The following is a 12,302-nucleotide window of genomic DNA, read 5'->3' on the forward strand; positions in this document are numbered from 1 at the left end:
TTAAATCAAACAAATGTATACCTTATTTAAATTAAATCCAAATAAGAACAATTATATTACAATTCGACTTCTTTTTTGACTTTTCTTCTGAAGATCAGGCGAGTTTAGCAAAAGTGTTGCTGAATTTAGGATTTACTTTGATCTTACTAACATGCGGGCATCCGCAGCCTTTTCTAAAGATACCGCATGATGATAAGCTTATCACCGCAACCAAAACAAAAATATACTTAGCTTTTTTCATAATTTACTGCCCTTGATATCAGTATTACGCTAAAAATCCCCATAAAGGCGCCTATTGCATCAGCAAAAAGATCTGGCCATTCGCCGCTGCGCCATGTAAAGATGGTTAATTGTAATATCTCAATTAAGCCACCGAATAGTATGGAAATTATGGTGACTATAATTGCCGATTTATACGATAACAACTGTTCTTTTTGTTGCCTTATAATACCATTGCACCATAAAATCACCAGCATAAAGTAGAACCCGCTGTGCACCAGCTTATCAAAGCCCGGAAAAAATAAAGGTTCATGGCTAACACTTTCGCTAATTTTGATGGAACACATCAAAAAAACAAACAAGGCCCACAAAATAGTGAGCCTCTGATATTTTAAAACAATCTTCATTTAAACATTAAGCACCTACAAGTGATTGGTAAGCCTCTGCTGATAACAGACCTGCGATTTCTGAAGCGTCTTTTATGCTGATCTTAACCATCCATCCCTGGCCATACGGGTCGGTATTTACCAGTTCAGGCTGGCTGTCAAGTGCCGGGTTAGTCTCATTTACAGTACCTGTAAGCGGCATAAACAGGTCGGATACTGTTTTTACGGCTTCAACAGTGCCAAAAACTTCTTCTTTAGCCACCTCTTTCCCTTTTGAAGAGACATCTACATAAACAATATCGCCCAGTTCGTGCTGTGCAAATTCGGTAATACCTATGTAGGCATCATTACCTTCAACCCTTATCCATTCGTGGTCTTTGGTGTATTTTAATTCAGATGGGAAATTCATATTGATGTGCTTTTTAGTGGTTCAAAAATAAGAAAACTTTTAGATAACATGACTTAAATAACTTTCTTAAGAAGTAAAGAAAGGAAACTTAATACTGTAATCATTGTTAACTATTTATAACAACCAATAAACTACCATGAAAATGAAAAAATTAAGTTCAATTATGATGATCGCACTGGCGGCCTTAGCTTTCCAGGCGTGTAAAAGCGGGGTTAAGGACAGTAAAGATGCTGCAGACAGTTTGAATAAAACTAAAGATACTACACAAAACGCCGCAGCAACCGGTGGAATAGCCGTAACTGCTGATGATGCAAAATTTGCAACCACAGCAGCAGGTGATGGTGAGGCCGAAGTAAATGCAGGTAAAATGGCCCAAACTAAAGCAGTAAGCACTCGGGTGAAAGAGTTTGCCACAATGATGGTAAATGATCATACCAAAGCCGGTGATGAGCTGGCAGCGCTTGCAAAAACTAAAAATATTTCATTACCATTAACGCCTGACGCAGAAGGTCAAAAAGCAGCATCCGATTTAGCAGCAAAATCCGGGAAGGCCTTTGACAAGGCTTATATTAATGCCATGCTCGACGGGCATAAAAAAGCAGTAAAATTATTTGAAGACGCTTCACAAAATTGTAAAGATCCCGATCTGAAAGCATTTGCTACTAAAACATTGCCAACGCTAAAAATGCATCTTGATTCTGTTCAGGCTATTCATAAAAGTATGAAATAACAGAATAAACTATTTATTATAAAGGGTAAGTGAACAGCTTACCCTTTTTTATTGGATAAGCCTGAATAAAACAATATTTTTAATGCTCAATTCAGTCGCACCAATGAAGAAATTTTACTTTATCCTTTTTCTCCTTATCAGTTCGTTTCAGGCAATTAAAGCGCAAAAAAATAGTGAGTTCGAATCCAAAACTAAAGGATTAACCAAATACAGCGGCTACTTTAATTTCTATTGGAATGAGAAAACCGGCCAGATACTGTTGGAGGTTGATCGTTTTAATAATGAGTTTCTTTATGTGAATTCTTTGCCCGCCGGGGTTGGTTCAAATGACCTGGGTATGGACAGGGGGCAGATCGGAGGCTCGCGGATCGTTAAGTTTATCAGGATTGGCAACAAGGTACTGCTGGTACAACCCAATTACAATTACCGTGCGGTAAGTAATAATGCTGATGAGCGAAAATCTGTTGAAGAAGCATTTGCACAATCAGTTTTATGGGGATTTACTACCGAAGCGCAGGATAGCAGTAGGGCATTGATAGATATTACCCATTTTCTATTGCACGATAGTCACCAGGTGGCACGCAGGCTTGGTAATAATAACCAGGGAAATTATCATGAAGACGAAAGCAGGTCGGCCATTTACTTGCCTAACTCTAAAAGTTTCCCGGATAATACAGAGTTTGAAGCGATAGTTACCCTGGCGGGGACCGGAACCGGAGCTCAGATCAGTTCTGTTGCCCCTGATCCTGATTTTGTTACTGTGAGGATGCATCAGTCATTCATAAAACTGCCCGATGGTAATTATAAACCCCGCAAGTTTGATCCGCGTTCAGGGTTTTATGATAATGAATATATGGATTACGCCACTCCTATCGATAAACCTATTGTTAAGCGTTTCCTAACCCGGCACCGGCTTGAAAAGAAAGATCCTTCGGCTACAATGAGCGAAGCAGTTAAACCGATTGTGTATTATGTTGACCGTGGCGCGCCCGAGCCTGTTCGTACCGCACTGCTGGAAGGAGCATCATGGTGGAACCAGGCGTTTGAGGCTGCTGGTTATAAAAATGCCTTCCAGGTAAAACTGTTACCGGAGGATGCTGACCCGATGGATATTCGGTATAATGTTATCCAGTGGATACATCGGTCAACCCGGGGCTGGTCATATGGTTCATCCATTGATGATCCTCGTACTGGTGAGATCATTAAAGGGCAGGTTTCATTAGGTTCATTACGCGACAGACAGGATTTTTTAATAGCCGAAGGACTGGTACAACCTTATGAAGATGGTAAACCCACAAGCGATAAAATGATGAAACTGGCGCTCGCCCGCTTGCACCAACTGGCAGCACATGAGGTAGGGCATACATTGGGTATGCAGCACAACTTTACGGCAAGTGTAAATAACCGGGCATCAGTAATGGATTATCCGCCACCAGTTGTAAGTTTAAATCCAGACGGCACAATTGATTTAACCAAAGCTTATACTACTGAAATTGGCGGATGGGATAAACGAGCTATTTTGTATGGCTATCAGAATTTTCCTGCCGGAACAGATGATGACAAGGCGTTAAAAGATATCATGACCGAAACCTTGAAGGAAGGCTATTTATTTATTTCGGATGATGATGCCCGGCCGGCTGGTAGCGCTCATCCACAAGCACACCTTTGGGATGCAGGCACAAATGCAGCTGACGAATTGAACAGGCTGATGGATATCCGCAAACATGTTTTAGCCAATTTTTCAGAAAAAGCGATCAGACAGGATGCCCCAATGGCTACTCTGGAAGAAGTATTGGTACCGATGTACCTGATGCACCGTTACCAGGTAGAAGCAGCATCGAAGATGTTAGGTGGCTTGTATTATACATTCGCCCTTAAAAACGACGGCCAAACAGTCACCAAATTTGTACCACCAGCAGAGCAATGGAAAGCTTTTAACGCTTTAATGGGAACCATAACACCTGATGCATTGGCCCTACCGGAAAAACTGATCGAAAAGATACCTCCCCGTCCTATCGGCTATCCGCGTACAAGGGAAACCTTCAAATCGCGCACCGGGTTAACTTTTGACCCAATGGCTGCAGCCGAATCAGTAGCAAGCTATACGCTGGAATTTATGCTGGAGCCACAGCGCGCAACGCGTTTGGTTGAATATCATTCGAGAGATAATACCCAACCCGGTCTTTATACTGTATTAAACAAATTAGTAGACCAAACCTGGAAAGCTCCGCAACCGACAGGCTACAAAGGCGGGCTGCAGCGTTTGGTGAACGACCTGACTTTAAAGCAAATATTGGAATTGGCTGCCAATACAAAAGCACCGGAGAGTGTAAGAGGCATCGCCCTGCTGCAAATTGATGAACTGAAAAAATGGATGAATAAAACTGCATTAACAGCCGGTAATGAACAAAAGGCTAACTTATTATTTGGTTTATCGCAAATTAATGAGTTTGAAAACAACCCGGACAAATTTAAACCTGCTGAAACATTAAACATGCCCGATGGTTCGCCAATTGGGATGGATGAATATTAATTTCGGTACATAACATGCTATGAATTCTATAATATCGAATAATGAATTTTGAATGATGAACGTCGAAGTAACTACTTCATCATTCGATATTCTGTATTCGGTGTTCAATATTAAAAGATACTTATGAAAACACCTATAAAAACCGGTTTAATGGCTTACGGAATGTCCGGCAGGGTATTTCATGCACCGTTTATTAATGGGCATCCGGGTTTTGAATTGAGCGCTGTGGTTGAACGTCATGAGAAAAAGGCTGTGCAACGGTATCCGGGCATAAAAAGCTACAACCAAACAGAAGAGTTGTTGAGTGATAAGGAGATCGAACTGGTCATTATCAATACGCCTAATAACACGCATTTCGACCTTGCTAAACAGGCTTTGCAAGCAGGCAAAAATGTATTGGTCGAAAAACCCATTGCAGCAACCACTGCCGAAGTAAAAGAACTGTACGATCTGAGCCGGCAGGTAAATAAGCACCTGATGGTTTATCAAAACCGCCGTTGGGATAGTGATTTCTTATCAGTAAAAGAAGTCATAGAAAGCGGCCGATTAGGCGAACTTATCGAGGTACATTTTCGATTTGACAGATACAAGCCCATGCTTAGTCCCAAACTGTTTAAGGAAAATAAAAGCTCGGCACCTAACGGTTTGACCTATGATCTCGGTCCGCACCTCATCGACCAGGCAATCAGTCTTTTCGGTAGACCATTACGTTTTAGAAAAACTACCGGCACATACCGGGAAGGTTCTGAAGTTAATGATTATTTTAATTACCACCTGTCCTATCCTCATCAGTTGAATGTCAATTTAACTTCGGGACTACTTATTGCGGAACCATTGGCAGCTTTTGTCGTGCATGGCACATTGGGAAGTTATATTAAAGACCGGGTGGATGTGCAGGAAGCACAGTTAGGTAATTCGGTATCGCCCACCTGTCCCGAATATGGCATTGAGCCGACAGGCAGCGAGGGCAAGCTGGTGACTATGGGATTGGACAACCAGAAAAACACAGAGTTAGTTGAATCAGAACGGGGCCAGTATATGCAGTTGTTCGATGCAGTTTATCATACAATCCGTAATAACACGTTATATCCGATAACCGAAGAACATATTGCATGGCAGATTGAAATGCTGGAGGCCAATGGTTAATATTTTAAAATGATTGTAAATTTACAGTGGCATCAGTACTGACAATGATAAAAAGACTTACATTTATCGCCATAATGAAGAAATTGCTTTTGTTTTTTAGCCTGATCATCATAACAGGATGCACACAGGCCCAGATGGTTAAACAGGATATTACAAAAATACCTCCCTTTAAAATATTAAGGCCCGATAGTACTTACTTTACACCGGCCAATCTGAAAAAGAACAAACCGGTAATGATCATCTATTTCTCGCCGGATTGCAGCCATTGCCAGCACCTGGTGTATGAGATGAAACCTGAAATGAAGCAATTTGGCGACATACAAATAGTAATGGTAACTTTTACAGATTTTACCATGCTAAAAATGATAAAAAACTTTACCCGTGATTTCGATCTGGCAAAATACCCTAATATTACCGTTGGGACTGAAGGCCATACCTATGTAGTTCAGCAATATTACCAGGTAAGAACTACACCTTATATTGCTGTGTACGACCATAAAGGAAAGCTGGTAAAGGCATATGACAAGGTGCCTTCCATGAATGAATTGATCGCTACGGTAAAAAAGGCATAGCCTCAAACATATTGTTAATCAGCATGTTTAGAAGACGCAGGTAATAAAAAAATTACCCCGCCTGCTATTTTCTTATCAATAAAGTTACAAGCTTTCCTTCTAAGAAAATTTTAAAAAGGCCATTTTTGCTGTATGAGTTTTAATTCTGCTTATAAAATATTTTTTTCGCTTCTGCTATTTTTTGCTTTTGAAGCCAATGCACAGCAATCTGCCGTGAGTGCAGGCTCTGGAACCATATCAGGCAAACTGATTGATGCCAGCAATAATCAAACATTACCATTTGCGTCGGTTGCTCTGACAAGAAAGTCGGATAACAAGGCTTTAAATTTACAGACTGACATAAATGGAAATTTTACACTAACTGACCTAGCTGATGGTATTTATGCAATGAAGATCAGCTTCACGGGTTATCTGACTATTCATAAAGATAATATCAGTATCAGCGAGAATAATCGTGTAATCAATCTGGGCACTATAAAGATTAGCCCTGCCAAGGGAGTTTTAAAAGAAGTAGTAATATCTTCACATAAGGACCTGGTACAAGTAGGTATTGATAAAAAATCATTCAGTGTTGACCAAAGCCTGGTTAGCCAGGGCGGTTCGGCTACAGATCTGTTAACCAATATACCAACCGTGCAGGTTGATGTGGATGGTAACGTGAGCCTGAGAGGATCAAACAATGTGAAGGTATTGATCAATGGCAAACCATCAGCCTTAACAGGTAATGACCTGACCGATATTCTGCAATCTATCCCCGCAAGTTCTATTGAAACGATTGAAGTGATCACCAACCCATCCGCAAAATATGACTCAGAGGGTGATTCTGGCATCATTAATATTATTTTAAAGAAAAATGTAGCCATCGGGTTTAATGGCTCGGCCTCGGCAAGTGTGGGTACGCACAATACTTATAACGGCACGCTTAACCTGGCTTATCAAAATAGTAAAATAAACATTTATACCAATTACAGTTACCGCAAGGCTGACCGTATTGGCAATGGATCATCTGACAAGACAACCGGCTTTTTAAACAGCAACACCCAGCAAGAACAAAATCAGGTATCTGATCAGAAATTTACGTTCAGCGGTCATAATATCCGCAGTGGTATTGATTATAATATCGACCCAAAAACTACGATAAGCTTCTCAGATAACATCAACATCCGCGACCGTGACCGCGATCAAAACGGCAATACGCAAATAACCAATGATGGCGCTTTGCTACAGACGCTTGTCCAAAACAATACCACCCACAGCACCGGTACCAACCTGGATTTTAACCTGGATTTTAATCATAAATTCAAGAAAAAAGATGAGGAATTGACCGCTAATATTGGTTACTCAACCAGCCATGATAATGAATATGATTATCTTAATACAGCTTATAGCTTTTATAATCCTGACAGCGCTTATAATTACCAGCAAAACAATCACATTATAGGTCACCAGCACAACTGGAACCTGCAGGCAGATTATGTGCTACCACTGAATAACAATAATAAATTGGAAATGGGTTACCGCAGCACTTTCAGCACAAATGATAACAATTACCTGGTTGATACGGTGAATTCTATAACACAGGCACTAGATTATGACCCTGTGTTGAGTAACCATTTTATTTATCATGAGCAGGTGCATGCCATATATACTAACTATCAGCAGCAGTTTGGAAAGTTTGGTATACAGGCGGGATTACGTTTGGAGGAAGCACGCATCAATACAACTTTAACAGATACGCTGACGGAAAAACATTCTCAAAACTACCTGCGGCTATACCCGAGTTTGTTTCTGACTGAAAAGCTGACAGATAATCAAACCCTGCAATTCAGCTATAGTCGCAGGGTAACCCGTCCGCGGGGTAACCAAATATCACCGTTTATCGATAAAAGTGACCCGCTGAATTATACACAAGGTAATCCCAATTTGCAGCCACAGGATATCCACTCATTTGAGCTGAGCTATATTAATTATTGGAAGACGCTTACTTTGACATCATCTTTATACTACCGTCTTACTAACGATAATATTCAAAGGATCATCTCGCCGGTTACGTCCGAGATCAGCCTAACACAATTTGAAAACGTAAAAAGTGCTTCAAATGCCGGTTATGAATTGATTGCCAAAGTAAGTCCGTCAAATACTTTTGATCTAACGGGCAACCTGAACATCTATTATAAAAACATTGACGGTGATCCCTCATTGGGCCTGCAACCAACATCCGGTTTTTCATGGAACGCCAACCTGACCGCCAACATTAAGCCTTTCAAAAAGCTGGGGTTCCAGATAAGGGGTGATTACCAGGGCCCGCAGGTGATACCACAAGGACGAGCCGACGCTGTATATGGTATTGATGGGGGTGTTCGTTATGATATCAGTAAAAAACTATCATTCAGCTTCAACGGCCGCGACTTGTTAAATACCCGCAAATTTGCTAATACTGTAACTTACAATAATCCTGTAGAGAATTATTATTCAAACCAATACTCACAGCGCAGGTTTGCTACCGGAGTATATATAGCTACATTATCTTATAGATTTGGCGGCACACCAGGAAGGAATAAGAAGGATAAAAGCAAAGATCAACAACAGCAGGATCAAGATGTACCGGATGACACTAATTCTGCCCCAACTGGAGGAGGTGCCCCTGCTGGCGGTGGACCGGCTATGCAACGTTAACGGGAAGTTGCCCTGTAATATTTAAAGTAAAAGCTCTCTTTGCTTTGCAAGAGGGCTTTTATTTTTATTGCTGCTGCTGTTGTTGCTGCATCATTTCCATATAGCGCTGGTAACTGTTTTTTACAAACTCGTTCACAGGTTTAAATTTGGGCACTTCAACAACTTCTGTATTACTAACAATTTCATCATCCTCGTAGCCAACTGAAACTGCTACTTCGAGCATATGCTCTGATGCACCTTTGTATATTCCCTTTACCGGTGAACAATCGGAAAAATTACGACCTACGGCTAAGCGTACATGCGTTTCGTTAGCAATACAATTGTTAGTTGGGTCGATGCCAAGCCAGCCATAATCAGGGATGTATGCTTCGGCCCAGGCATGTGTAGCGCCTTCCCCACGCATGGTGGAATTTCGATGCGTGCAGATATATCCGCTTACATAGCGTGCGGGTATATTCACTAACCTGAGCATCAGGGTTAAAATATGAGCGAAATCCTGGCATACGCCGGCTTTTAATTTCCATATTTCATCCAACGTAGTCTCAACAGTAGTCACCCCCTTTATGTATTTAAAATTATCATACACATATCTGGAAAAACGCAGGGCAACCTGGTAGGGCGTATCATCCTTTGATTTTTCAGATTCAACCAATGCCTTAAGTTCATCAAAGCCCTCAAAATATTCCCGTTTCAGAAAATCGATATATGGCACCATATAGCGCAGATGCTTCAAATCCTCCCATTGCTGGGCCGGGAAAATATCGTTGCCCGGTAGCGGTCTATATTTTGTGTCAACCCATATTCTTGAACTGATCATCAGCGATGAATGCGGTTCACTGTAAGTAAAGCTACCCACTTTGTTGCCGTAATAATCAATATAAGTATCAATCGACGGGTCGCCGGTAATATTCAGTTCCTGCCTTACTACTTCCTGGTATTCGTCCTGTATCGGATATAAAATGATCTGATTAGCACCATCCCGTACCGGCGCCGGGTAAGAATATTTGGTGACATGCTGTATTTTAAATTCAGGCATAGTAAATTGTATTAATATATTATCTATCAGGAATTTGCAAAATAATGATTGTTCAAGGCATCGCCAATACCAAAGAGCTGGCTCCGTATCTGCGTCAAAAACAAATGCAGGCCTTCATCCTTTATCGTTTTTACCGAGCTGTATTTGATATGGCTTTGCAACCTGCCGATATAGAATGACAGTTCACGGTAATTATCCATATTGCTATCGTTCTTTAGTCGCTCGAAATAAAGTTGAATATGATTAACCGAATAAATTACCGATCGCGGAAAGTCATTATTTAACACCACCTGCTCCAGCACATTTTCGGCCTCGAAGCCCTCACGATAGGTTTTTAGGTAGATCTCATATCCCCCCAATGATTGTAACAAGTGTTTCCAGTAGGTAGTATCCATAAGCAGGTCAGGATTATCGTCTATCGATCCAAATTTGGTATCCAAAATATCTACCGACTGTATCCCACGCTCGAGGTATTTACCAATGTTCATATAACTACGCCCCTCACCACGCTCCATCGTTATCTCCACCGTGCCATAGTATAGCATCACCTGTTTGATCAATATATCCAGTACACTAATGGGATCATCCCTCCGAAGTGCATTATCTATTTTACCATCTTTTACGGTATGGTAATACTCGTTAAGACATTGCCACAAGTCTTTGGTAATATGCTCCTGTACGCCTCTTGCATTCTCACGGGCAAGCGTAATAATATTTAATATGGAATTTGGGTTGTTCTTCCCTGTCACCATATGCCGGATCACCGCCCGGCTGTCATTACCCAGTTTCTCTGTTTCTTCGCCACGGCCGGAAAATATCCTGATCACGGGTTCCCATGTAAACTCCTGCACTGTATCCTGCGACGATGCATAATTTATTTTGAGCATCCGCAAAATACCGTCGCTGCGCTCCACATAACGGCTTAACCAATATAAACTTGCTGCTACTCTGCTTAACATGTTGTGATATTTCGGATTTTTCGCTTTTGTTTGTTTTTTAATTGTGCTCAAGAGAGCTTCGCAGTTTCGGATGTTCGATTTCGGATTTTGATTATATAAATGCCTTTAAATTTAACCCATCTGCATATCTGCACATTTTCTCATCTGCACATCTACTTCTACGCCAACACCCATGTATCCTTACTGCCACCACCCTGCGAACTGTTTACCACCAGTGAGCCTTCTTTTAATGCCACTCGTGTTAATCCGCCGGGCACTATTTCGATACCATCCGGTCCACACAGGGCATAAGGTCTCAGGTCTATACGGCGTGGTTGTAATGCACCCTGGATATAGCATGGTGCTGCTGATAAGCTGATGGTTGGCTGTGCAATAAAATTGCGCGGATCTTTCAGTATCTCTTTTTTATAATCTTTTATTTCTTCCTCTGTTGATGCATGGCCCATCAGCATACCATATCCGCCGCTTCCATTGGTCTTTTTCACCACCATATTGTTGATGTTGGCGAACACATGTTTCCGTTCATCTACGTTGCCCAACTGGTAAGTTGGTACATTTTTAAGTATAGGTTCTTCATTCAGATAATAGCGGATCATCTCGGGTACATACACATAAACCGCCTTATCGTCCGCCACTCCATTACCAATCGCATTTACTATAGCCACATTGCCTTTACGGTAAGCACCCATAATACCCGCCACACCTAATATGCTTGACGGATTGAACACTAGCGGATCGAGATATTCATCATCCACCCTTCTGTAGATCACATCTACCTGCTGCAGGCCGGTGGTGGTTTTCATATAAACTTTCTGATTCTTCACCACCAGGTCGCGCCCTTCTACCAATTCAACACCCATTAACCTTGCAAGGGTGGTATGCTCAAAATAAGCTGAGTTATAAATACCAGGGCTCAGTAAAACGATGGTAGGATTGCTGATCTGCCTTGGTGAAAGCGATAGCAGGTTTTTGTACAGGATGTTTGGATAACCCGTTACGCTTCGAACACCGCACTGCGGCATCAGATCAGGGAAAAGGCGCTTAGTGATCTCCCGGTTCTCAAGCATATAACTCACGCCTGATGGTGTACGCAAGTTATCTTCGAGCACATAAAATGTTCCATCGTGATCCCTTATCAGGTCGATGCCGGCAATGTGCACATAAATATCATAGGGCACCTGCAACTGGTACATCTCACGCAAAAAATGCGGACAAGAGTAAATAATATCGATAGGCACAATCCCGTCCTTTACAATAAACTGGTTATTGTACACATCTTTCAAGAAAAGGTTGAGCGCATTAAGGCGTTGTTTGATTCCCTTCTCTACAAAGGCCCATTCTTCGGCAGTAATAATGCGGGGGATAATGTCGAAAGGAAATATCTTTTCGATCCCTTCACCGCTACTGTAAACTGTAAAGGTGATGCCCTGGCTCATGAAAAGCCTTTTAGCCAGTTCCTCTTTCCTTGTAAGGTCATCGGTCGACTCTTTTGACAGATAATCTATCACTTTACTGTAGTGGCTTCTTATGCTGTCGGCACCGTACATCTCGTCCCAAACACCATCGATTGGGCTATACTGATTAAAATAAGCTGGTTCCTGCATACTTTTCCACCTAAAAAACGACCATCTATTTA

The 12,302-nt window shown here is 41.5% G+C and carries 10 protein-coding genes; 5 read left to right on the forward strand and 5 right to left on the reverse strand.

Annotation, left to right across the window (positions count from 1 at the left end; all coding sequences use genetic code 11):
- Positions 1 to 227: 227 nt before the first annotated feature.
- Positions 228 to 626, reverse strand: a complete 399-nt coding sequence (locus ACPPVU_RS25280) for a VanZ family protein (RefSeq protein WP_426669514.1) — start codon at positions 624 to 626, stop codon at positions 228 to 230.
- Between the two features lie 7 nt (positions 627 to 633).
- Positions 634 to 1,014 carry a glycine cleavage system protein GcvH gene (gene gcvH, locus ACPPVU_RS25285; protein ID WP_426669515.1) on the reverse strand — a complete coding sequence of 127 codons (381 nt, stop codon included), beginning with the start codon at positions 1,012 to 1,014 and terminating at the stop codon, positions 634 to 636.
- Positions 1,015 to 1,156: 142 nt separating this feature from the next.
- Here gcvH and ACPPVU_RS25290 point away from each other — a divergent pair, with 142 nt between their 5' ends.
- The 5 genes from ACPPVU_RS25290 to ACPPVU_RS25310 all read left to right on the forward strand — a co-directional run bounded on the left by ACPPVU_RS25290 (position 1,157) and on the right by ACPPVU_RS25310 (position 8,671).
- Positions 1,157 to 1,744, forward strand: coding sequence for a DUF4142 domain-containing protein (locus tag ACPPVU_RS25290; protein ID WP_426669516.1), 588 nt, complete (start codon positions 1,157 to 1,159; stop codon positions 1,742 to 1,744).
- A 103-nt stretch (positions 1,745 to 1,847) separates the two neighbouring features.
- Positions 1,848 to 4,277: a zinc-dependent metalloprotease gene (locus ACPPVU_RS25295; RefSeq protein ID WP_426669517.1), complete on the forward strand. Its 2,430-nt coding sequence runs from the start codon at positions 1,848 to 1,850 to the stop codon at positions 4,275 to 4,277.
- Between the two features lie 123 nt (positions 4,278 to 4,400).
- Positions 4,401 to 5,423, forward strand: a complete 1,023-nt coding sequence (locus tag ACPPVU_RS25300; RefSeq protein WP_426669518.1) for a Gfo/Idh/MocA family oxidoreductase — start codon at positions 4,401 to 4,403, stop codon at positions 5,421 to 5,423.
- Between the two features lie 74 nt (positions 5,424 to 5,497).
- Positions 5,498 to 5,995 carry a TlpA family protein disulfide reductase gene (locus tag ACPPVU_RS25305; RefSeq protein ID WP_426669519.1) on the forward strand — a complete coding sequence of 166 codons (498 nt, stop codon included), beginning with the start codon at positions 5,498 to 5,500 and terminating at the stop codon, positions 5,993 to 5,995.
- Between the two features lie 132 nt (positions 5,996 to 6,127).
- Positions 6,128 to 8,671 carry a TonB-dependent receptor domain-containing protein gene (locus tag ACPPVU_RS25310; RefSeq protein ID WP_426669520.1) on the forward strand — a complete coding sequence of 848 codons (2,544 nt, stop codon included), beginning with the start codon at positions 6,128 to 6,130 and terminating at the stop codon, positions 8,669 to 8,671.
- Positions 8,672 to 8,735: 64 nt separating this feature from the next.
- On the opposite strand, the gene ACPPVU_RS25315 is transcribed toward ACPPVU_RS25310, so the two are convergent.
- From ACPPVU_RS25315 to ACPPVU_RS25325, 3 genes are all read right to left on the reverse strand, one after another.
- Positions 8,736 to 9,707, reverse strand: a complete 972-nt coding sequence (locus tag ACPPVU_RS25315; protein WP_426669521.1) for a transglutaminase family protein — start codon at positions 9,705 to 9,707, stop codon at positions 8,736 to 8,738.
- Between the two features lie 26 nt (positions 9,708 to 9,733).
- A complete protein-coding gene (locus ACPPVU_RS25320; protein ID WP_426669522.1) occupies positions 9,734 to 10,666 on the reverse strand; it encodes an alpha-E domain-containing protein in 933 nt (310 codons plus the stop codon).
- A gap of 158 nt (positions 10,667 to 10,824) precedes the next feature.
- Positions 10,825 to 12,270 carry a circularly permuted type 2 ATP-grasp protein gene (locus tag ACPPVU_RS25325; RefSeq protein WP_426669523.1) on the reverse strand — a complete coding sequence of 482 codons (1,446 nt, stop codon included), beginning with the start codon at positions 12,268 to 12,270 and terminating at the stop codon, positions 10,825 to 10,827.
- Positions 12,271 to 12,302 lie beyond the last annotated feature (32 nt).

The organism is Mucilaginibacter sp. McL0603 (genome assembly GCF_049992945.1).
Lineage (GTDB): Bacteria > Bacteroidota > Bacteroidia > Sphingobacteriales > Sphingobacteriaceae > Mucilaginibacter.